The organism is Bacteroidota bacterium (genome assembly GCA_016183775.1).
Classification (GTDB): domain Bacteria; phylum Bacteroidota; class Bacteroidia; order JABDFU01; family JABDFU01; genus JABDFU01.
Window position 1 is genome coordinate 1 of sequence record JACPDY010000101.1, and the last position, 21,816, is coordinate 21,816.

Annotated in this window: 22 protein-coding genes; 19 read left to right on the plus strand and 3 right to left on the minus strand. The window is 40.6% G+C overall.

The genetic code is table 11. The annotated features are described in order from the left end of the window. On the minus strand, positions 1-2,047 hold a 2,047-nt coding region (locus HYU69_12980; protein MBI2271250.1), incomplete at its 3' end, for a hypothetical protein. A gap of 158 nt (positions 2,048-2,205) precedes the next feature. Here HYU69_12980 and HYU69_12985 point away from each other — a divergent pair. Continuing rightward, entirely contained in the window at positions 2,206-3,732 is a 1,527-nt protein-coding gene (locus HYU69_12985) for a hypothetical protein (GenBank protein MBI2271251.1), read from the plus strand. A gap of 34 nt (positions 3,733-3,766) precedes the next feature. On the opposite strand, the gene HYU69_12990 is transcribed toward HYU69_12985, so the two are convergent. Then, positions 3,767-4,825 (minus strand): isoaspartyl peptidase/L-asparaginase, encoded by a 1,059-nt coding sequence (locus HYU69_12990; protein MBI2271252.1) that lies wholly within the window; start codon positions 4,823-4,825, stop codon positions 3,767-3,769. Between the two features lie 489 nt (positions 4,826-5,314). Further along, positions 5,315-5,623 carry a winged helix-turn-helix transcriptional regulator gene (locus HYU69_12995; protein ID MBI2271253.1) on the minus strand — a complete coding sequence of 103 codons (309 nt, stop codon included), beginning with the start codon at positions 5,621-5,623 and terminating at the stop codon, positions 5,315-5,317. Positions 5,624-5,862: 239 nt separating this feature from the next. On the opposite strand from HYU69_12995, the gene HYU69_13000 reads away from it, so the two are divergent. The 18 genes from HYU69_13000 (at position 5,863) to HYU69_13085 (ending at position 21,639) form a co-directional block, all read left to right on the plus strand. After that, positions 5,863-6,234, plus strand: coding sequence for a response regulator (locus HYU69_13000; GenBank protein ID MBI2271254.1), 372 nt, complete (start codon positions 5,863-5,865; stop codon positions 6,232-6,234). 222 nt (positions 6,235-6,456) lie between these two features. Continuing rightward, on the plus strand, positions 6,457-7,137 hold the full coding sequence (locus HYU69_13005; GenBank protein ID MBI2271255.1) for a phasin family protein: 681 nt from the start codon (positions 6,457-6,459) through the stop codon (positions 7,135-7,137). A 37-nt stretch (positions 7,138-7,174) separates the two neighbouring features. Then, on the plus strand, positions 7,175-7,786 hold the full coding sequence (locus HYU69_13010) for a hypothetical protein (protein MBI2271256.1): 612 nt from the start codon (positions 7,175-7,177) through the stop codon (positions 7,784-7,786). 33 nt (positions 7,787-7,819) lie between these two features. Then, entirely contained in the window at positions 7,820-9,622 is a 1,803-nt protein-coding gene (gene phaC, locus HYU69_13015) for a class I poly(R)-hydroxyalkanoic acid synthase (protein MBI2271257.1), read from the plus strand. Next, positions 9,609-10,376, plus strand: coding sequence for an acetoacetyl-CoA reductase (gene phbB / locus HYU69_13020; GenBank protein ID MBI2271258.1), 768 nt, complete (start codon positions 9,609-9,611; stop codon positions 10,374-10,376). The genes phaC and phbB overlap by 14 nt, the downstream gene beginning before the upstream one ends. Before the next feature lie 2 nt (positions 10,377-10,378). Next, entirely contained in the window at positions 10,379-10,705 is a 327-nt protein-coding gene (locus HYU69_13025) for a hypothetical protein (protein ID MBI2271259.1), read from the plus strand. 2 nt (positions 10,706-10,707) lie between these two features. Next, a complete protein-coding gene (locus HYU69_13030) occupies positions 10,708-11,877 on the plus strand; it encodes a thiolase domain-containing protein (protein MBI2271260.1) in 1,170 nt (389 codons plus the stop codon). 28 nt (positions 11,878-11,905) lie between these two features. Continuing rightward, positions 11,906-12,133, plus strand: a complete 228-nt coding sequence (locus HYU69_13035) for a hypothetical protein (GenBank protein ID MBI2271261.1) — start codon at positions 11,906-11,908, stop codon at positions 12,131-12,133. A 10-nt stretch (positions 12,134-12,143) separates the two neighbouring features. Beyond that, a complete protein-coding gene (locus HYU69_13040; GenBank protein ID MBI2271262.1) occupies positions 12,144-12,791 on the plus strand; it encodes an inorganic pyrophosphatase in 648 nt (215 codons plus the stop codon). A 14-nt stretch (positions 12,792-12,805) separates the two neighbouring features. After that, the gene (locus tag HYU69_13045; protein ID MBI2271263.1) at positions 12,806-13,438 is read left to right on the plus strand and encodes a YceI family protein; all 633 of its coding nucleotides are present in this window, start codon (positions 12,806-12,808) and stop codon (positions 13,436-13,438) included. Beyond that, positions 13,428-14,723: a hypothetical protein gene (locus tag HYU69_13050; protein MBI2271264.1), complete on the plus strand. Its 1,296-nt coding sequence runs from the start codon at positions 13,428-13,430 to the stop codon at positions 14,721-14,723. Before HYU69_13045 ends, HYU69_13050 begins: the two co-directional genes overlap by 11 nt. Before the next feature lie 15 nt (positions 14,724-14,738). Continuing rightward, complete coding sequence (gene acs, locus HYU69_13055) at positions 14,739-16,649, plus strand: acetate--CoA ligase (protein ID MBI2271265.1); 1,911 nt, start codon at positions 14,739-14,741, stop codon at positions 16,647-16,649. Beyond that, a complete protein-coding gene (locus HYU69_13060; protein ID MBI2271266.1) occupies positions 16,646-16,852 on the plus strand; it encodes a hypothetical protein in 207 nt (68 codons plus the stop codon). The genes acs and HYU69_13060 overlap by 4 nt, the downstream gene beginning before the upstream one ends. Beyond that, positions 16,839-17,114, plus strand: coding sequence for a hypothetical protein (locus HYU69_13065; GenBank protein ID MBI2271267.1), 276 nt, complete (start codon positions 16,839-16,841; stop codon positions 17,112-17,114). The genes HYU69_13060 and HYU69_13065 overlap by 14 nt, the downstream gene beginning before the upstream one ends. Before the next feature lies 1 nt (position 17,115). Then, positions 17,116-18,234 (plus strand): site-2 protease family protein, encoded by a 1,119-nt coding sequence (locus HYU69_13070; protein MBI2271268.1) that lies wholly within the window; start codon positions 17,116-17,118, stop codon positions 18,232-18,234. Positions 18,235-18,255: 21 nt separating this feature from the next. Next, positions 18,256-20,298: a cadmium-translocating P-type ATPase gene (gene cadA / locus HYU69_13075; GenBank protein MBI2271269.1), complete on the plus strand. Its 2,043-nt coding sequence runs from the start codon at positions 18,256-18,258 to the stop codon at positions 20,296-20,298. A 58-nt stretch (positions 20,299-20,356) separates the two neighbouring features. Then, on the plus strand, positions 20,357-20,665 hold the full coding sequence (locus HYU69_13080; GenBank protein ID MBI2271270.1) for a DUF1622 domain-containing protein: 309 nt from the start codon (positions 20,357-20,359) through the stop codon (positions 20,663-20,665). 218 nt (positions 20,666-20,883) lie between these two features. Next, positions 20,884-21,639, plus strand: coding sequence for an SDR family oxidoreductase (locus HYU69_13085; protein ID MBI2271271.1), 756 nt, complete (start codon positions 20,884-20,886; stop codon positions 21,637-21,639). Positions 21,640-21,816: the final 177 nt, after the last annotated feature.

Consider the following 21,816-nt stretch of genomic DNA (forward strand, 5'->3'; position numbering starts at 1 on the left):
CGGGAAATGTTCCGCTGCTTATCATCGCGGAAACAAATACTTCATTGATGTCACACATACCGGGACTCAAAGTAATTTTTGGCCGAAAAACCAATGTAATGCCAATATGAGTTGAATATAAAAGCGTACTTCCTGCGGAATTGAGTTTAGCTACAAAAATATCACCGGTACCATTATAAACATTGTCATAACATCCCGCTGTAACAGGCAGACTGGCGGAAGTTGTATTTCCTGTAATAAAAACTTCTCCGGCAGAATTTGCCGCAATACCAATACATTCATCACTACCAGTACCACCGTAGTACGTTGAATAAATCCTGTCTGCCAAACCTGTTCCCGCAGGATTTATTCCAAATACAAATGCATCAGTTGAACCATTAAAGGAGCCGTCATATGCCCCCACAGAGACAGGAAAATTATTTGAAGTAGTTACACCACCGATATAAGCCATATTAACAGCATCTATTGCGAGGCAAACTCCATCTTCGCTACCGCTCCCACCAATAAATGTAGAATACACCATATCTGCAATTCCTGAACCCGCAGGATTGATCTTACAAAAAAACGCATCAGTGGCACCATTAAAAGTTAAATCAAATGCCCCTGCAGTTGTAGGAAATCCGCCGCCATTAGTGGTCCCGGTAATACACACCCTCCCTGCTCCATCAATTATCACATCATAAGCCTGCTCCGTACCTGAAGAACCGATATACGTCGAATACAACAACACAGCTCCGCTATTATTTAACTTGAACATAAACACATCCTGAACACCATTTGGGGTAACATCGAATGCTCCTGCTGTGGTTATCAAACTACCGGAATTTGCTCCGACAACACAAACGTTACCCGAATTATCAACAGCTATTGCACTATGTCCAAAATTGCCACCAGGCACAAATGTCCCCCAAATAAGTGCCGTAGCGGTACTATTCAGCTTAAAGACATACGAAGCGCCGGGCATTTGCACCTGCGAATAAACTCCCGGAGTTGTTAAATAATTCGGCTCACCATCGGAGGAACCATAAACATTACCAGCAACATCAACAGCAATATCATGTATATACCCGTTTGCATTTACGTTAGCTGAGCCACTTCTGGTACACCAGGCTAATGTAACAGGATCAATCACCAAAGCTTCCGATAGTATATAATTTTCACTTGCAACAAAACCGAAGGTCGTTCTGCCAATAATTTTATACTGAATCTTTACAAGTCTTTTCGCTCCATTTATAATTTGATAGGACTCCGGCAGTTCCTCAACTACGGTCCCCCATGGTGTTTTAATCTCCAACTCACCTTTTTCATTGATTTTCAACTTCTCAATTCCCTCACAATCCATTTGTATATGACTAAGACTCCCACCTGGCTTTACGATGAAATCATACTTCAAATCCTTACCGTTATTATAATACCTCAGGTCAATATTTTTATATATTTCATTGTAGGTGATCATCTTGTAATCCGGCACATTCTCTTTCACATTATTTAAAGCAAGAATGTAATTAGTATGGCTGTCTACTTTCCCTTCTGCTGTAATAAATGCGTCCAGGTCAGCCCCTTTGAAATTAAGGTTCCACACCATATACTCGCGCTTTTCTTTACCCCGACCAACTTCCCCAATATCCAATTGATGTTTTTCATCTTCCTTCTCCCTCGAAAAACCAAAACTCAAACCATCTTTCAAAAAGTTAATGTTTGCATGCCATCCAGGTGATGAGCCCTGGTATACAATTTTTTCATCCCATTGCCCCATATTCCTTCTGAAGCTGATGGACATCGCGGAAATATTTTCTTCTATCGCCTTTTTTTGAGACGCAGATACATCCTTTTTTACAGACTGATCAAGAAGATCTACATTAGTCATAAATCCGGACTTAGGACTTTCTGTAACATACGGATCTATAGCCATGCTGGTATGTTGAAACACCACTGTATTATCCTGTAAAGCTGTATTGAAAACTTTATCGGACACCTGAGAATATACATAGTTGATTACACCGGTAAAAATCAATACGATCAGATAAGAAACCCGGAATCTTAACATTCTGATTATGATTGCAGGTGAAGTCATGGCGAATGATAACATTCAATGAATTTACGCCAAAAGCCTTTGGCAGTCAAATAATATTTCATCAAAAGTAAGGTGTTTAAGATTCATATATCGTATCTTAGATAAAGTATTCCGACAATATATAATATGACATGAAGACCCCTTCTGACAAATTATTTAACCTGATCAAATCGCTCGACAAGCATGAGAAGCGCTATTTTAAGATGCATTCCACAGGTAAAAAGGGATATAATAGTTATGTAAAGCTCTTTGATAAAATTGATAAGCAGACCGTATATGATGAGTCGGGACTAAAACACAAGTTAAAAGATGAGGCTTTTCTGAAGAATTTTAAAGTAATGAAAAGTTACTTGTTTGAGGCCTTATTAAATTCACTTGCAGATTATCACAATGAGGTGTCAATTGACAGCCGCTTAAGACAACTGCTGCATAAGGCCGAGATACTTGAAAAGAAAAGGCTGGTAGAATTAACCCTGCAACTACTGTCAAAAGCTGAAAAACTGGCCATTGAACACGAAAAATATGAGTATGTACTCCTGGCGCTTTCATTGAAAATAGGCACCCTCAGAAAAGCCGGGTTATCGGAAAAGGTGAATGATTATTTAAAGACGGACGCGCTGAAGGAACACGATTACATGGCCTATATTAAAAACGCTTCCGATTTCAGAGCACTTACTGTGAGGGCAGAGCTAATTACCGAAAATAGCCAGGAAAAGATGGACAAAAAAAACGAACGTATTCTCAAGTCAATAATCAACTCTCCCCTGCTATCATCACCCAAAAAGGCATTGACCTTCTCTTCATTACGGTACTATTATTATATACATTTTGTTTGTACTGACAGGATAGGAAAATGGAATGATGCGGCATACCTGAAACAAAAAGAATGGGTTAACTATCTTGAAAAGGAACCATTGAAACTACAGAACAGGGCTGAGAATTATATTGCAGCATTATCCAGGTTTATGGTAGCGCAATTCCGAACTGAAAGAGTTGAGGAAACTTCAGCAACCTTTAATAAGGGAAAAGCATTTTACCTCTCATTGCCTCCAAAAATGAAAAATAAAAATTTACTTGCCTTTATTGCCAGCCTTACTTCCAACTACGTAAGCAGTGAACTGATTTTATTAAGACCTGAAAAGGCATTGGCCGCCTGGGAAAGCATTAAACGAACAATAACTCATAGTACACTGAATGCCAACAGCAATATTGTAATATTCGGCAATCTGTTTTATGCCAATTTTTTATGCGGTAATTTTCGTGAATCACTGCGCTACGCAAATAAAATCCTGAATTTTAAATCAGGGAACCGTAACGATGTGCAAAAAGAAACCAGGCTAATGTTATTAATGGTGCATTTCGAACTCGGGCATTCCGAGCACTTGCAAGGACTGGCCGGCTCTTCATTACGTTGGATTCTAAAAAATGACTCGCTTCATGTAGTTGAAGAAACGCTCCTGAATTTTTTTGGAAACAGGATACATAAAGCCAATTCTTCGGATAGCAGAATCGCAGCTTTCAGACAGCTGAAAGAAGACATTACATCACTCCTGAAAAGATCCGGAAAACCTGCATTCCTTGAACATTTTGACCTGATCGCCTGGATCGATTCCAGGATCCAGGATCGTCCGCTTATTGATATTTTAAGAAAGAAATAGCGAAGGAGTAATTTTGGCGAGAGATAAAATTTTCCTATTCAGGAAGATCGTCTTTATAGATCATCACCGAAATTTTTCCGCCTTTCTTTACAAAACCGCGATACATACCCTTCGAGTTGAAAGGCATTGCAATGTTCCCTTTTGCATCGATCCCGATAAGGCCACCCTCTCCTCCTGCTTCCACAAGTTTTTTCATCACCACTTCATTGGCTGCCTGTTCAAGTGTTAATGCTTTATACTCCATTAAAGCCGAAACATCGTGGGCCACTGCATACCGGATAAAATATTCACCATGACCAGTACAGGAAATGGCGCAAGTGGCATTATTTGCATAAGTACCCGCGCCAATGATAGGTGAATCACCAACCCGCCCCGGCTTTTTATTGGTCATTCCACCGGTTGAGGTACCTGCGGCCAGATTTCCGAACTTGTCGAGTGCAACTGCACCCACGGTTCCGAATTTTTTATCATTAAACATATCGTTCAGCGGCTGAATACTTCCACTGGTATCCGATGAATGATCGAGTTTTATTTTTTCTTCTTTCTTTGCCCTTTGCATTTGATCCCAGCGCCTTTGAACAAAAAAATAAGAAGTGTCCACAATTTTCAAACCGTTTTCCTTCGCTAGTTTTTCGGCTCCTTTACCGGCGATAAGTACATGAGGTGTTTTTTCCATAACCATCCGGGCCGCACTAACCGGATTCTTTATTGTCCGCACACCGGCTACAGCACCCGCCTTCAATGATTTCCCGTCCATAACAGACGCATCCATTTCATTCTTACCGTCAGATGTGAAAGCAGAGCCTTTACCGGCATTATACAGCGGCGAATCTTCAAGGATTTTAATTGAAGCTTCAACCGCAGAAAGTGCCGTCCCTCCTTTCTTAAGCGTATCGTAACCAACCTGCAGCGCTTCCTTCATTTTATCACTATACTGCTTTTCAAGTTCAGGCGGCATATCTTTTTTAAGAATAGTACCCGCACCTCCATGCATTACTATCGCGAAGTTTTCCATTTGTGATGAATTAGGTTGAGCCAATAAATTCCAACCGAACAGAATTAAAGTAAAGAAAATAAATCGATGAAGCTTCATGTGGTTTAGACAATTATCGGATAAAAAACAACTCAGACTTTTAATTAAGCACCACTATCTTAAAAGGTGGATTTTAAAATTACACTAAATTATGATCGCCTTCGCGACTGCGGACTGCATCCGCCGAAGGTCGCTTCGGCGACCGAAGGCAGGAAAGAAGGTTTACGCTTCGAACCCAAATGATGATCACCTTCGCGACCCTGCGGACTAGGTCCGCCGAAGGTCGCTTCGGCGACCGAAGGCGGGCAAAGGTAACAACATTTCGAACGAGTTTAAAAGAGATTTATACGACATATACGTATTTTACACCTCCGTCTTTGATAAATAATCCCTCTATAACCGCAATAGTTGCGATTACAGCAATGATGTTCGGAACAATCAGGGAATGATTACCGGGAAACCTGAAATAACCGCGGGTGATAAGGGAGGATTACGAAGAACTCTGGGGCGATAGCATACAATGGAAAATGGCGACCCATTCTGGCAACTTTAAGATTTACGCTCCATGCATTGTGCAATACATTTTATAACAGGATGTTCCATTCGTAAGCTATAATAACTATTCTTTCCCTTAGTTTCTTTGTGAAGAAATCCCACGTTTTTCATTATTCCAAGATGCCTCGAAGCAATGGACTGCTCTAATCTCATCTTTTCATAAATTTCCTTCACCGCCATTTTGCCGCGTTCGGATGATAAAAGCAATTTTATGATTCCAATACGGGATGGATGAGCCAGAGATTTAAAAAGGTCCGCTTGTTCCCTTAATGTCCAGCTTTTGTATGAAGATATATTTGGCATAATAAAGTCATTCTGATTTTTTGCGAAAATGTAGATACCGTTTTCATGGTATAATGATATAAGTCATGCCATAAAATGATTTATGTCATTTCACAATGCATACATATATGTGCATGTTTGCATCAATATTTTTAATACCGGAATTTAAGACAGTGACCTTTTAGCTATGGAAAATGCCCGGCTGTCGAATTCTGAGCAGGTAAAACAGAAGAATCTATTTACTTCGTGCGCATTTAATCATGAAAACAACTATTCTGGTTATAGAAGATACGGTGTCAATTCTTGAAAACATATCTGAAATACTTGAATTGGCCGGTTTTAAAGCCATACCTGCATCAAACGGCAAAGAAGGGATAATAAACGCTCAAAAGCATCTCCCTGATTTAATTTTATGTGATATTCTAATGCCGAAAAAGAACGGCTATGAGGTACTGACTGAATTATCCCAGATGATTAAGCAAAAAAACATTCCATTCATATTTCTCTCAGCTAAATCCGAGAAAAATGATTTGAAATGGGCAATGGAACTTGGCGCAGATGGTTATCTGACTAAACCCTTTGATAGCGATGAATTAATCGAACTGATTCGTTCAAAACTTAATAAGAGATGATGAACACTATAAGTGTGGGCATCATTGCTCATGATGAGGAGATAAATGCGCATAGAGAAGCAAGTCAACAATTATGCTGGCACAAATGGTATAGTATTTTATAAGGTAGAAAACATTTATATGAAATAAACAAAACTGATAATAATCAGGCTGGGAAATGAGAATAGTCATTCCAGTAGAAATAAAACAGTAATTTCTTTGTACCACAAAAAAATAAAATCAATGCGAAACAAAAACTTTGATACCGACACGCTCGAAGAAAATATTTCTTCAGCCAACAAATTATTTTCAGAAACATTTTCCACCATGTCAGATATTTACCGTAAGCAGATGGAATTCAGTTATGATCTGTTCAATAATTTCTTCAATCCGGTTAAAGCAGATAAAATAAAATCAGGCATAAATCCTGAACTGTTCACATCCGGCACAGAACAGCTGAGGAAGAATTTTGAAAATATGGCTGAACAATCAAGAAATATGATGTCATCATTTCTGAATTTATATTCCGGAAAGTCATTTGGGAAGCCAGATGGCGAGAATATCACAGATTCTGTATTGAATGCCTATAAATTGCAGACAAAACAAATTGCGGATATCAATCATAAATTCTTTAAAGTATTCAATGAAACCTTCAAGACGGCAAATGTTGATTTCGACAGTTTGTATGACTCATTCCGCAAGAGTACTGAGGAAAATATCCGCATGGCGGATGAAGAAATCAAAAGGACGCTGAATAATTATATCGCCATCTCCGGCCGATCTTCAAAGGATTTTCAAAGAATGCTTGAAACTGCTAACAAGCAAATGGAGGTTCTCACAAAAAACAACATGAATCTCTGGTCAGATTTGCTTAATAGCACGAAAAAAGAGAACAAAAAAACTACCGGAAAAAGCAAAAAATAATAATCAACTCAAATGTCTAATCAAAAAAATAATTAAAATGAAAAAATCATCTAATGGGCAGGCAAAGTTCAAAGAGAACATCGAAGCCGTTTCACAAAAATCAAAGGAAACTATCCGCGAGATCATAGATTCCTCTTCAAAGCAAATTGAGTCTGCCTTTGATGCAAACAAGAAATTTGTTGAGTCTCTTGAGAAACAATTTTTCAATAAGGAATTTGCCAGTACCTCATTGATCAGCGAAACCAAAAAGGCATTCGGTAATTCAATAGAACTTTCAGAGGATGCCATTGATACTATTATTGACATTCAATCCCAGCAATTGCAATCATGCGTTGATTTCAATGCAAAGTTGGCAGACGCTCTCAGGAATCTTGATGTTTCAGATAATGAAGAAATTCAATCCCTGATTCAATTAATCGAAAAGCGTCTTGAGGAATCATCAAATCAGTCAATCGCGAATACAAAAAAGATGACGGATATTTATAATAAGCATATCAACCTCGCTCTCAATTTCAATGAACGGTTTTCAAAGAACCTGAATAACCAGGTGCAAATTCTGAATCACTTCCAGAAAAAAAATGCAGAAATATTTAGCGACTGGGCTACACATTGGTGGAAAGACGCGGTAAAAGAAGAAGCAGCCGTATAATCCATCTGCAAATTATTTACCCAATCCTTCGCTATGAAAGAATCGGAAAACGACCTGAAGGATATTTTTGAAGAAACCTTCCGGGCGAACCAGAAAATCATTCAGAACTACTTTGAAAATCTATCGGGCTACCAGCATGACCTGCGCGATATAGGATTAACTTATTCCTCTTTTGCAAGCAAGGTATTTGCTGAGCCTGAAGAAATGGTTAAGATCCAGGCCAACTACCTGAATTTTCTTGATAAGCAGCAAAAATTATTTCTATCAATGTTTAACAGAAAAGATGGAGAAGCATATTCTCCTGTAATTGAACCTAGGCATGAGGACAAGCGCTTCAAAGCGCCTGAATGGAAGGATCAGCCGTTTTTCGACTATATAAAACAAAGCTATTTGTTGGTTACGGAATTTATGCAGAAATCTGTCAATGATGTTGATATGGAAGAGGGCCGTAAGCGTAAGTTATCGTTTTACATGAACCATTACATTGATGCGCTGTCGCCTTCCAATTTTGCAGCTACCAACCCGGAAGTAATCCAGCTTGCGCAGGAAACCAAGGGTGAAAGTTTAAAGCAGGGGTATAAGAATCTGCTGACAGATGTCAAAAAGGGGCGTATAACGCAAATGGATGAAACGGCCTTTGAAGTGGGTAAGAATCTTGCAATTACTCCAGGTGCGGTGGTTTATCAGAACGAGTTGATCCAGTTAATTCAATACAAACCGGCTGGAAAAAAGGTCTATGAGAATCCTCTTCTCATCATCCCTCCCTGGATCAATAAATATTACATTCTTGACCTTCAGCCCGAAAATTCCTTTGCTCGATTTATGGTAGAAAAAGGATTTACGGTATTTATGATTTCATGGAAAAACCCAACGCCATTCATGCGTAATACTTCTTTCGATGATTATGTCGAAAAGGGTATCCTGAGGTCAGCAGAGGTGATCCAATCTATAACGAATGGTAAAAAAGTGAATATGCTCGGCTATTGCTTGGGCGGTACATTATTGGGGACAGCATTGGCTGTGATGTATGCACAAAAAAATATTTCTGCTCAGTCAGCGACATTCCTTGCCTCTATGCTTGACTTTTCTGATGTTGGTCCGATGGGAGATGTAATTGATCAGGCGCTAGTAAGAAAACTGGAACGGGGAGAACTACAAAAACAGGGGGTCATGCATGGGCATGATATGGAAAGGGCATTCAATCTGATCCGTGCCAACGACCTCATTTGGAACTATGTAGTTAACAATTACCTGAAGGGGAAAAAACCAACGGCTTTTGATGTCCTCTTTTGGACGAACGACAATACCAATCTTCCGGCAAAAATGTATAGCTACTATCTGCGGGAAATGGTATTGGGAAACAAATTGAGCAGGAAAAATGCACTCAGAATGTGCGATACTCCTATTGACTTGGGCCAAATAGATATTCCGACATTTATTGTTGCCACTCGCGAAGATCATATTTCTCCTCCCCAGACTGCCTTCACGACAACAGAACTCCTGAGCGGCCCGGTTGAATTCGTTCTGGGTGATTCAGGCCATGTAATGGGGATTGCCAATCCTCCATCGAGAAAGAAATATGGATACAGCCGATTTGGCAAACTGGGCTATGGATACGAAAAATGGAAAGAAACCTCAAAACACTTTGAGGGTAGCTGGTGGACTCCGTGGAGCGAATGGCTTGCCTCGCATTCAGGAAAAAAAATAAACGCACCTGCCAAAGAAGGAAATAAAGAATATAAAATTATTGAACCTGCACCGGGAACTTATGTGAGAGAAAAATGTTCGCATTGTTTTCCTGATAACGCTCACGAAAAAAATCATGCGCACTCCTAATAATAAAGTAGCATTAGTCACAGGCGGAACCGGAGGCATTGGAACTTCTATCTGCGAATTTTTGTACAAGGAAGGTTATACTGTTGTCGCCAACTACCGCGATTTCACCAAAGCAATGAAGTGGCGCGAAGAAGCGAAAAAATGGAGGGACGACCAGTTGAAAATGGGAATTGATGTAAAAGTAGTGGAGGGAAATGTGGCGGATTATAAATCCACACAAAAGATGATGAAGGAGATCGCAGAAAAAGCTGGGGCTATAGATGTGCTGGTAAACAATGCCGGGATCACGCGAGATACTCCACTGCATAAAATGACTCCAGAACAATGGTATGAAGTTATTGATACAAACCTGCACAGCGTTTTTAACTGTACTCGCTTGGCCATTGAAGGAATGATTGCAAAAGGATGGGGAAGAATTATCAATATATCATCGGTTAACGGACAAAAAGGTCAATTCGGCCAGACAAATTATTCCACAGCAAAATCCGGAATGTATGGCTTCAGCAAGTCGCTTGCCCTGGAAACAGCTAAAAAAGGCATTACGGTTAATTCCATTTCTCCCGGATACATTGCTACTTCTATGGTAATGGCAATAAAAGAAGAAATCAGGGAGAAAATTGTAGCCCAAATTCCAGTTGGGAGATTAGGAACTCCGGAAGAGATTGCAAAACTCGTCACTTATCTTGCTTCAGATGATGCGAAATATATCACCGGAGCAAACATGGCGATTAATGGAGGACTTCACATGTATTAACCATGAAAACAAAAAAGAAAAATATTTTAATGACCGACTATCATATTTATGATCTGTCGAGTCCGCATTTTAAAAACACTGAAATTATAACAGACGAGAATAAAACGATTAAAGGTCAGTTTGTAAGTTTCAAGGTAGCTGAAAATGGCAGTGGATATAAAATTTATCCTTCGGAAAAGCTATGCTTTCTTCCCGCTGAGAATAAAAATGAATTCTGGGATACCTATAAAAAGGGCAATGGAATTTTCAGCGAACTCCCTGTTTACATATGGGAATTAGGGCTTGATGACATTAAAAAAATAATTATTGAACCATTATTGATGATTTAAACATGAATTCACCATCCAAAGTTTATATCGTTGGTGCCGCCCAGTTGCAGGTGGAGAAAAAATCTCCTTTTAGCATCCGCGAGATGGGTGCCAAAGCTGTCCGTGAAGCAATGGATGATGCAGGTGTGGAAGAAGTAGATGCGATCTATATAGGCAATATGCTATCGGGCATGTTGAATTACCAGCAGCAATTAGGGTCTCTCGTGGCCTCAGCAGCCGGGTTGAAGGGAACGGAATCGGTTACTGTAGAAGCAGCCTGTGGTTCGGGAGGTGCAGCCATTCGAGCCGGTATAATGGCAATCCTGAGCGGTTTTTGCGAAACTGTGGCAATATGCGGATTGGAGAAAATGTCACATGAAGACAAGGAGTTTGTAACACGAGCTATTGCTACGGCATCCGATTGGGAAACGGAGGGAAGCCGCGGAGAAAGCTTTGTTACGCTAAACTCCCGGTTAATGAGCATGTATATCAAGCATTATAGAGTTTCGCCTGATTCATTCGGAATGTTCGGAATTAATGCGCATAAAAATGCAATGCTTAACCCGAACGCTTTATTTAAAAAGGAAATAACCCGCGATCAATACTTGCAATCCAAATATATTTCTGAGCCCGTGCGTATTTACGATGCTTCTCCCATATGCGATGGCGCGGCAGCGATTATCTTATCAAAATATCCTTCGCCAAAATCTAGAGGAAATTATCCATGCGTAAAAATTACGGGATCTGCCGCATCAACTGAACACGTTGGAATAAGCAGCCGCACTTCTCCCCTTGCTGCCGAGGGAATTCAACGTTCCGGACAAAAAGCATTTGCTATGGCAGGCATCACGGCAAAGGATGTTGATTTTTTTGAACTGCACGATGCTTATTCCATTATCGCTACGCTTTCCCTTGAAGCAATGGGATTCGCTAAACCCGGTGAGGGCTGGAAACTTGCCGAAGAGGGAGAAATATTCGGTGATGGAAAAATTCCCATTTCAACTTTTGGCGGGTTGAAAGCAAGAGGACATGCCCTTGGAGCATCAGGAGTTTATCAGGCGGTGGAAGCCTATCTTCAACTGACTGACAGAGCTGAAAACAATAAAATAAAGAAAGAAGCGCGTATTGGAGTGATCCAAAGTATAGGAGGCACGGCATCCACAACCATTACTCATGTTTTAGAAAGAGAATAACCAATATCTAAGAGCAAAAAGTAAAATTATGAAAAACAATTTCATACCACAGAAATCAGCACCCACTGAATATAGCTCCGGCAATGCAGACAGCAAATGGGGAATGGAAGAACTCGCATTAGAAGAAGAAAATAATTTTTCCAAATGTCGGGAAGCAATTACTGATTCAAAGAGCAAAATGCAGCTTTTTGCTCCTTATGGAATTTACGATAGCACTGATGGAATTTCTTATCCCATTTCATCGGACCATATGTAGAGCAAATGCCATGAACAATCGCAACTACCCCCTCTTTAGAGCGCATCCCTGGCATGGAATCGAGCCCGGTAAAAATACACCCGAAGAAATCACCGTGTATGTGGAAATAGTTCCCACCGATACCGTAAAATACGAAGTTGATAAAGAAAGCGGATACCTGACCATTGATCGTCCCCAGAAATTTTCAAACGTTGTGCCCGCATTATACGGGTTTATTCCTCGCACCTTTTGCGGGCCTCTTGTGGCTAAACACGACTCGGTGCAAACAGGGAGAAAAATCCCATTAGGTGATGGGGATCCCCTGGATGTTTGCGTGCTTTGCGAGCGCTCCATTATTCACGGAGATATATTGCTTCATGCCATACCCATTGGGGGCCTGCGGATGATTGACAAAGAAGAAGCCGATGATAAAATCATTGCGGTGCTGAAGGGCGATGAAGTTTATGCATCCTGGAAAGACATTGAGCACGTTCCAGAGGCAATGATCAACCGGCTGAAGCATTATTTTCTCACCTACAAGAATATTCCGGGTAAGGAGATCAAGCCTTCTGTGGAACTGGTAAATGCATTCGGAAGGGATGAAGCTCACAATGTGATCCAAAAGGCGTTGGAATGCTATGAGGATTGTTTTAAAAGAGACGTAGTCCATAACAAATAACTATAAAAATTACTTTGGATAAGGGAAAGTTTAAAAATAATATTCCGGCAAAAAAGGTTTTCGGCCTTGCGGTAGTACTATTTCTGTTAACGGGAATTTTTGCATTTTATCCATCGCGTCAGCTCCCGGTAAAATATGGGCTCGATCCCCAGATAAGTTTTGTCTATCTGTACGGCACTTCCACTCTCCATGATTGGGTTGTTACTGCGGAAAAGATAGAAGGTGTATTAACCGCGGAATCGGATGGTGATGACCTTAAAAAAATCACTTACGCAAAAATCAGCATCCCGGTAAATTACTTGAAAAGCGGGAAGAAAGGAATGGACGAGAATATGTATAAAGCATTTAAGGCAGAGAAATTTCCTGAAATAAGTTACACGCTTACAGACCATATTATTGATAAGGACCAGATGAATACAACGGGAGAATTAACAATTGCAGGAATTGCTAAAAACATACAATCAAAAGTCACACACCAAAAAATCGGAAAACATCTGAAGTTTAGCGGAGAGTTAGCAATCAACATGACTGATTTTGGCATTAAACCGCCAGAGTTCCTGATGGGAGCTTTCAAGACTGGAGACAAAGTATCTATCCGCTTTTATTTTATGTTTTGCGATAATAAAAACCTAACACATGAGAATTAACCATTTGCTATGTGCCGCCATATCAGCAATTTTCACTCTGAATATGGGCATAGCCCAGGAAAAAAGAACACTTCAGTATTTCCGGCCAACGGGCTTGCAGGGAATTAACCGGTTTGAAACTTCAAAAGATACAGCCCAAACGCTTTTTGACGGAATAAAAGTCCGGATAGGCGGGGATTTTGCTATCCAGTTTCAGGCTTTGGATCATAGTACAAAAAGTAAGGATACATTGGCCACTCTTGGTAATAATTTTAATTTACCCACAGCTAATCTGAACCTCGATGTACAACTCGCGGATGGAATGAGAATGAGTCTGGTCACTTATCTTTCTTCCAGACATCATAATGAAGCATGGGTAAAAGGAGGATATCTCCAGGTTGATAAACTTGATTTCATCAAAAAGGATTTCCTGAAAAGGTTAATGAATGTAATGACCGTAAAGGTGGGGATGGATGAAATAAATTACGGTGACGCGCATTTTCGCAGGTCGGATAATGCAAAGGCTATCTATAATCCCTTTGTAGGAAATTATATTATGGATGCTTTCAATACGGAAGTATTTGGAGAATTAATTTTTCAGAAATACAACATGCTTCTTGTAGCTGCTGTTTCAAATGGAAACTTAAATCAAACTGTAGTTAAAGGAGCGAAAAGCCCGAAACCGTCTTATTATGGTAAACTGGGCTACGATAAAACGTTTAACAAGGATTTTCGCCTTCGCCTTATGGGTTCCTTTTATCTATCTCCCGGATACGACAATGGACAATACTTATACAGTGGAGACCGGACTGGCTCGCGCTACTATAATGTGATGCAGATATACAACGAAGACGATAACTTCCGAAGCGGACGTTTTTCTCCCGGCTTCTGGAAATATCTCTCCTGGCAGATAAACCCATTTATAAAATACAAAGGACTGGAGTTTTTCGGAATATATGAGATGATAACAGGGGATGTAAGCAGAACGGTTACTGGGGGCAGTTATACGCAAACGGGCGCAGAATTGATTTATCGTTTCGGCAGCATGGAGCAGTTTTATGGTGGAGCCCGTTACAATCTGGTTACTGGCAAAGATGCAGTGCCCTCAACCAATGGAAACAACAACCCGGCTGAAACAAAGTCAATAGACAGAATAAATGCCGGTGCAGGATGGTTTCTCACGAATGAAGTAATGATAAAAGCCGAGTATGTAAATCAAAACTATTCCGGAGATGGGTGGACTGGTTCAGTTTACGAGGGAGGAAATTTTAAAGGATTCATGGTAGAAGCAATAGTAGGATTTTAAATTAAATAAAACAGAATGAGACCTGAAATAAATTCTTACGAGGATTACGAACGGGAATACGCAAATGCTATTTCTAACCCTGAAAAATTCTGGGAAGAGAAAGCCAATGAATTTTTATGGGGAAAGAAATGGACTAAAACACTTGAGTGGAATTTCACTAAGCCGGATATCCGGTGGTTTATCGAAGGAAAATTGAACATTACTGAAAATTGCCTTGATAGACATTTAAAGAAAAATGGAAACAAAACCGCTTTCATCTGGGAGCCAAATGACCCGAATGAAAAATTCATTTCAATTTCTTACCGCGAGCTTTTTCTGAAAGTTTGTCGTTTTGCCAATGTGCTGAAAAATAACGGTATAAAAAAAGGAGATACGGTTTGTATATACCTCCCAATGATCCCTGAATTGGTTATTTCCATGCTTGCCTGTGCCCGGATTGGAGCAGTTCATTCTGTAGTATATGCCGGATTTTCTTCCGGTTCGCTGGCAAGCAGGATAAATGATGCTGAGGCCAAACTTCTGATTACTTCGGATGGCGCTTATCGCGGAGATAAAAAGATTCCATTAAAAAAAATTGCTGATGAGGCACTGGAAAATTGTCGATCTGTGAATAAAGTAATTCTTGTACGGAGAACGGGAGAATCCGTTTCCCTGGTTGAAGAAAGGGATGTTTGGTGGAAAGGCGAAGAAATAAAAGTAAATGACATGTGCCCGGCAGAGGAAATGGATGCGGAAGATACGCTGTTCATTCTGTATACTTCCGGCTCAACCGGTAAGCCCAAAGGGATAGTGCATGCTATTGGCGGCTATATGGTATATGCCGATTATACTTTCAGAAACGTCTTTCGCTGTGGTCCAACTGACATTTACTGGTGTACCGCGGACATCGGCTGGATTACGGGACACAGCTATATAGTATATGCTCCCCTGCTGTCCGGGGTTACTTCCGTAATGTTCGAGGGGGTTCCAACCTGGCCGGATGAAAGCCGCTGGTGGAGCATTGTCGGGAAAAATAAGGTAAATGTATTTTATACTTCTCCCACTGCTATAAGGACATTGGAAACATTTGGAATCCCGCCTACTGAAAAATATGATCTGGCTTCATTAAAGCTTCTGGGAACAGTAGGCGAACCCATTAATGAATCTGCATGGCATTGGTATCATAAAAATATCGGGAAAGAAAAATGTCCTATTGTAGATACATGGTGGCAAACCGAAACCGGGGGTATCATGATCTCCCCTCTTCCGGCTATTAAAGAACAGAAACCCGGTTATGCTATGTTCCCGCTCCCGGGTATTGTTCCGGTGATCGTTAATGAGAAAGGAGAAGAACTAAAAGGCAATGAGGTGGAGGGAAACCTCTGCTTCAGCAAGCCCTGGCCGGGAATGCTGAAGACCATCTATAAAAACCACGAGCGGTGTAAAAAGACCTATTTCACACAATTCCCCGGATTATATTTTTCCGAAGACAATTGCAAACGGGATAAGAACGGATATTACAGGATTACCGGGCGCACCGATGATGTGATCAAAGTTTCGGGTCACTTGCTTGGCACTGCTGAAATTGAAAATGCCATTAACCGGCAGGAAAGTATCGTTGAATCTGCCGTTATCGGTTATTCGCATCCAATTAAAGGAAATGCTATTGCCGCGTTCGTAATTAGCAGAAATCACGCTGGTGATGAAAAAGAAATCAAAAAGGAAATTACCGATTTGGTAAGCAAAACTGTTGGACCTATTGCAAAGCCTGAAAAAATATTTTTTGTAAAGGGCCTTCCGAAAACGCGCTCGGGTAAAATTATGAGAAGAATTTTGAAGAAAATTCTTCAGGGAGAAACAAAGGATTTCGGGGATACCAGTACGCTTATTGATCCATCTGTAATAAATGATATTGCAGGTAAAATAAAACCAGTAACTGTACCATAATGACAAAGCATATAATATGGATGCTCATCGGCTGCACTTTGCCTTTGCTGCTGATTTTCATTGCGCCTTATTTAGGACTTGGAAAAGATGTGTCATTATTCATTTTCATTATAGCCATGTTTGCCTGCCATCTGCTGATGCCAATGATGCATTCGGGCCACAAGCAAACACATAAATCAGAAAAAGATCATGAATCGCATTAACGTGAGAAAATTCGGCCTGGCATTTGGAGTTACGGGGGCATTGCTTCATCTCGGATGCATTATTCTGATGGCTACAGTAGGAAAAGAGGGAACCGTTTTATTCTTCAACAGCATTATTCACGGAATGGACTTTTCGTCTGTCGTAAGGATGGATATTTCCTTTACTGAAGCATTTATCGGCTTGATCGAAATATTCATCATTTGCTGGCTCATCGGTGCTTGTATTGCAGGGGTTTATAATTCATCATTAAAAGCTCAATAGAATGAAGTGGTCGCTTTATCTTGGTAAATATTCAGGAACAAAGCTCTTTGTTCACTGGACATTTCTCATCCTGTTGGGGTGGATTTTTGTCATGCATTACCAAATGGGGCACGGATGGAAGGATGGACTTGCCGGTGTTGGATTTATTCTTGCTGTTTTCTGCTGTGTAGTGCTGCACGAATTCGGGCATGCGCTCACTGCAAAACGATTCGCCATACAAACGCGAAATATTACTCTGCTTCCCATTGGCGGAATTGCAAGCATGGAACGGCTGCCTGAAAAACCGGGGCAGGAATTGCAGGTTGCCATCATGGGGCCTGTGGTGAATGTGGTAATTGCAGTCGGGCTATATGTATTCCTTTCTGTCACAAATTTATTGCCGACCTCAGAAGATATTCAGTCCATGCAGCAAAATACTCATTCCATGATGGGCGGGGAAAATTTTCTGTTCAACCTAATGGCGGTGAATGTTGTGCTTGTGTTATTTAACCTCATTCCTGCATTTCCTATGGATGGAGGAAGGGTGCTTCGCGCCCTCCTTAGTTACAAATTCGAGCGGGGAAGGGCGACAAGAATTGCAGCGGGTATAGGACAGTTTCTTGCCATGCTGTTTGTATTCGCAGGTTTTTTTGGTAATTTTTGGCTGGTGTTCATCGGCATTTTCATTTACCTCGGTGCAAGCGCTGAAGCGCAATATGAAACCGCACGAAGCGCTTTGACAGGATACAAAGTGAAAGATGTGTTCATGCGAAAGTTTACCCTTCTTTCTCCAACCGATACACTTGATGCGGCAACAGAGCTATTGCTTGGCGGACAGGAAAAGGAATTTTTAGTAGGAGAAGGTGATCATGTAGAAGGTATTTTAACAAGGAAGGATATTATCAAAGGATTGAAAGAAACCGGGGGAAAAACACCAGTTGCAAATGTAATGAGGAAAGTTTATTTAGCACTGAAACCCGAAATGCCACTAAAGGATATTTTTCAGAAGATGACTGCGGACGGAGACACCTTTAGTCCGGTGTTTGATGATGGCATTTTAGTAGGTGCATTAGATACTGAGAACATTAATGAATTTCTTATGATTCGGAGCGTGCATCAAAATCCAGAAGAAGAATTTTAACAAATACTAGAAATTATATTAATGAACCACCAACATACTGCTCATATATCACATTCATCTCATGAAATAGATCATTCGTATGCGAAGACGCGGTATGAACAAGACAATCATCATGATCATGCAGGAATGATTTCGGATTTCAGACGAAGGTTCCTTGTTACACTTATCATTACCATCCCTGTAATGCTTCTTTCTGAAATGATCCAGCATTGGTTCGGGTTCAGGATTCAATTTATTGGTTCAAAATATGCGCTTTTGGCTTTATCATCTGTAGTATTTTTTTATGGAGGTTATCCTTTCCTCAAAGGATTGGCAGATGAATTAAAAAAGGGCGCACCCGGCATGATGACCTTAATTGGGGTTGCAATTACTGTAGCTTATGCGTACAGCGTGGCGATTGTTTTTGGATTGCAAGGAATGGATTTCTTTTGGGAACTCTGTACCCTTATCCTGATTATGCTGCTTGGCCATTGGATCGAAATGAAATCCATAGCGGGTGCGTCAAGAGAATTGGAATTGCTCGTTCAGCTTATGCCATCCAATGCACACATGATTCATGGAAGTCATATCATGGAAGTAAAAACTGATTCCCTGAAAGAAGGTGATTTGATTTTGATAAAACCCGGAGAAAATATTGCTGCCGATGGTACAATTACCGAAGGAGAAAGTTATGTGAACGAATCCATGCTTACCGGAGAATCCATTCCTGTAAAAAAACAAAAAGGCGATAAGGTAATTGCGGGTTCCATAAATGGAGTAATTACAGGTTCAGAAAATGGGAGCGGCTCGCTGAAAGTGAGCGTCAGCCATGCATCAAAAGATTCTTACCTGTCCCGTGTAATCAAATTAATTGATGAGGCGCAGAAAACAAAATCAAAAACCCAGTTGCTTGCAGATAAAGCCGCCCGCATACTTACCATTGTTGCATTAGCAGCCGGTTTTGCCACATTCATTTTCTGGTGGACTTTAGGAGCAAAACCGTTTGAGTTCGCGATGGAAAGAATGGTAACTGTAATTGTAATCTGCTGCCCTCATGCCCTAGGGCTGGCAGTCCCGCTTGTAGTGGCGGTTTCAACTTCGCTTTCTGCAAAGAATGGTTTACTCATTAAGAACAGAACTGCATTTGAAAATGCCAGAAAAATTACAACCATTATTTTTGATAAAACAGGGACCCTTACGCTCGGTTCGCATGAGGTAACGAGAATTATTTCACTTGATTCTAAGTATAAGGAGAATGAGATTTTGCGGCTCGCTGCCGGAGTAGAACAAAACTCGGAACATTATATAGGAAAAGGGATATTAAAAAAGATGAAAGAAGAAAATCTTCCTATCCCTTCCTGTGAAAATTTTGAATATACGCCTGGAGTTGGTGTAAAAGGAAAAGTGGAAGGAAAGTTAATTCAATCGGGAGGATCGGCTCTCCTGAAGAAACTCGGATTAAGTTATTCCGATGAAGCGGTTGAAACCAGGGTATTTGTATTCGAAAATGAAAAATTAATCGGTTTTATTGCCTTTGCAGATAAAATCAGGGATACTTCTTATCAAGCAATAAAGACGCTTCATGATAATGGAATCAAGGCAATTCTTCTTACAGGGGATAATGCCAAAATTGCAAAGAGTGTGAGTGATACATTAACAATGGATGGGTATTTTGCCGAAGTGTTGCCTCATCAGAAATTAGAAAAGATAAAGGAGCTGCAAGGCCAAGGCGAATTCGTGGCTATGACCGGAGATGGAGTCAATGACGCACCCGCACTGGCGCAGGCAGATGTTGGAATTGCAGTTGGAAGCGGAAGCGATATAGCCGCTGAAACCGCTGGAATTGTTTTGGTAAACAGCGATCCGAAGGACATCACAAGCTTAATCCTGTTCGGCAAAGCGACCTATAAGAAAATGACCCAAAATCTGGCTTGGGCAACCGGATATAATATTATAGCCTTGCCTCTGGCTGCGGGCGTTCTTTTCAAATGGGATATCTTATTAAGTCCGGCTATCGGTGCGGTGCTGATGAGCCTAAGTACAGTAATAGTAGCGGTCAATGCTAAACTTTTAAGAGTAAAGTAAAATGACTTGGATTTTTGACCTGTTTGACCCGATAGCTCATCTGGTTGTTCTATGCGGAATGGTAATTATGTTATGGGGAATTGTTTTATGCCTCATCCAGTTTTTTCGTTCAGAGATAAGTAAAAAAGAAATCGGTTCTATTGATGAACGCAAGAAAATCAGGATTCAACTTGGCACATATTTACTTCTTGGTTTGGAATTTCTTATCGCAGCAGATATCATACATTCAGCACATAACCCGCAACTGGAATCGCTTTATGTGCTGGGATTAATCGTTCTAATCCGCACTGTGATCAGCTTTTTCCTTAACCGGGAGTTGGAACAAAACTCTATTAAGAAACTTAGTACGCATGGAGAGAAAGGATGATAAGTATCAGCGCCACATATGATTACTCTCATTTAAAAATCAGCGTTTCAGTAAATACTTTTGGCCATGAAAAATTCCATGCACACAATCATCACCTCGCTTATGGTAATTCCCGCTCTTGTTTTTCTTGCGGGAACAATTTCAATGTATGTTCTGGCATGGGTTCGCGCTGGGATTCTGAATCCTGTAATTTTTTCTTATAACAAGATAAATACTTCATGGAGCAAACTTTTCAAAATAAAGTAGCCATCATTACCGGAGGGAGTTTCGGTATCGGCAGAGCCACAGCGATTGGATTTGCAAAACGAGGAGCCAAAGTGTTAATTGCCGACTGGATGGAAGACAATGAGACACTCAATATTATTAAAGGGTTTGGAGGAGAAGCAATATTTTTCAAATGTGATGTATCAGAAGAATTAAATGTGCGAATGATGGTTGACACAACGATTGAGAAATTCGGACGGTTGGATTTTGCTTTCAACAATGCGGGCATAGAGGGATTAACCGCCAATACGCATGAATGCACCGAAGAGAACTGGAACAAAACCATCAATGTAAACCTGCGCGGAATATGGCATTGTATGAAATACGAAATTCCACACATGCTTAAGCAAGGCAAAGGAGCCATAGTGAACAATGCTTCCATTGCCGGACTTGTGGGATTTCCGGGAATTCCTGCTTATGTCGCTTCCAAGCACGGGGTAATCGGACTCACAAAAAATGCTGCGCTTGAATATGCAAAACAAGGCATCCGGGTAAATGTAGTTTGTCCCGGTGTAATTAAAACCCCGATGGTTGACCGCTTTACGGGAAAAAATAAAGAAGTAGAGAAACAATTTGAAAACATGGAGCCCATCGGCAGGATGGGGCAGCCCGAAGAAGTAGCAGAGGCAGTGATTTGGCTTTGTTCCGATTCGTCATCCTTTGTTACCGGGCATTCGATGGCAGTGGATGGAGGATGGATTGCGCAATAAAAAAATCCCGATTAAAAGTGAAACAAAAAAACAAATAACATGAAATGGTCATGAGCTAGAATGAAGCACACCAACCGAGGATGAATATTTAACTTCGTGCAAAACATGAAACGTAATGCAAGAAATAAAATTCAAACAGGTTGTAACAACCGGTTGCGGTATAGATGTCCATAAGGA

Coding starts and splice junctions, on each gene's coding strand:
- HYU69_12985 (MBI2271251.1), top strand. CDS start 2,206: ATGAAGACCCCTTCTGACAAATTATTTAACCTGATCAAATCGCTCGAC.
- HYU69_12990 (MBI2271252.1), bottom strand. CDS start 4,825: ATGAAGCTTCATCGATTTATTTTCTTTACTTTAATTCTGTTCGGTTGG.
- HYU69_12995 (MBI2271253.1), bottom strand. CDS start 5,623: ATGCCAAATATATCTTCATACAAAAGCTGGACATTAAGGGAACAAGCG.
- HYU69_13000 (MBI2271254.1), top strand. CDS start 5,863: ATGAAAACAACTATTCTGGTTATAGAAGATACGGTGTCAATTCTTGAA.
- HYU69_13005 (MBI2271255.1), top strand. CDS start 6,457: ATGCGAAACAAAAACTTTGATACCGACACGCTCGAAGAAAATATTTCT.
- HYU69_13010 (MBI2271256.1), top strand. CDS start 7,175: ATGAAAAAATCATCTAATGGGCAGGCAAAGTTCAAAGAGAACATCGAA.
- phaC (MBI2271257.1), top strand. CDS start 7,820: ATGAAAGAATCGGAAAACGACCTGAAGGATATTTTTGAAGAAACCTTC.
- phbB (MBI2271258.1), top strand. CDS start 9,609: ATGCGCACTCCTAATAATAAAGTAGCATTAGTCACAGGCGGAACCGGA.
- HYU69_13025 (MBI2271259.1), top strand. CDS start 10,379: ATGAAAACAAAAAAGAAAAATATTTTAATGACCGACTATCATATTTAT.
- HYU69_13030 (MBI2271260.1), top strand. CDS start 10,708: ATGAATTCACCATCCAAAGTTTATATCGTTGGTGCCGCCCAGTTGCAG.
- HYU69_13035 (MBI2271261.1), top strand. CDS start 11,906: ATGAAAAACAATTTCATACCACAGAAATCAGCACCCACTGAATATAGC.
- HYU69_13040 (MBI2271262.1), top strand. CDS start 12,144: ATGAACAATCGCAACTACCCCCTCTTTAGAGCGCATCCCTGGCATGGA.
- HYU69_13050 (MBI2271264.1), top strand. CDS start 13,428: ATGAGAATTAACCATTTGCTATGTGCCGCCATATCAGCAATTTTCACT.
- acs (MBI2271265.1), top strand. CDS start 14,739: ATGAGACCTGAAATAAATTCTTACGAGGATTACGAACGGGAATACGCA.
- HYU69_13065 (MBI2271267.1), top strand. CDS start 16,839: ATGAATCGCATTAACGTGAGAAAATTCGGCCTGGCATTTGGAGTTACG.
- HYU69_13070 (MBI2271268.1), top strand. CDS start 17,116: ATGAAGTGGTCGCTTTATCTTGGTAAATATTCAGGAACAAAGCTCTTT.
- cadA (MBI2271269.1), top strand. CDS start 18,256: ATGAACCACCAACATACTGCTCATATATCACATTCATCTCATGAAATA.
- HYU69_13080 (MBI2271270.1), top strand. CDS start 20,357: ATGGTAATTATGTTATGGGGAATTGTTTTATGCCTCATCCAGTTTTTT.
- HYU69_13085 (MBI2271271.1), top strand. CDS start 20,884: ATGGAGCAAACTTTTCAAAATAAAGTAGCCATCATTACCGGAGGGAGT.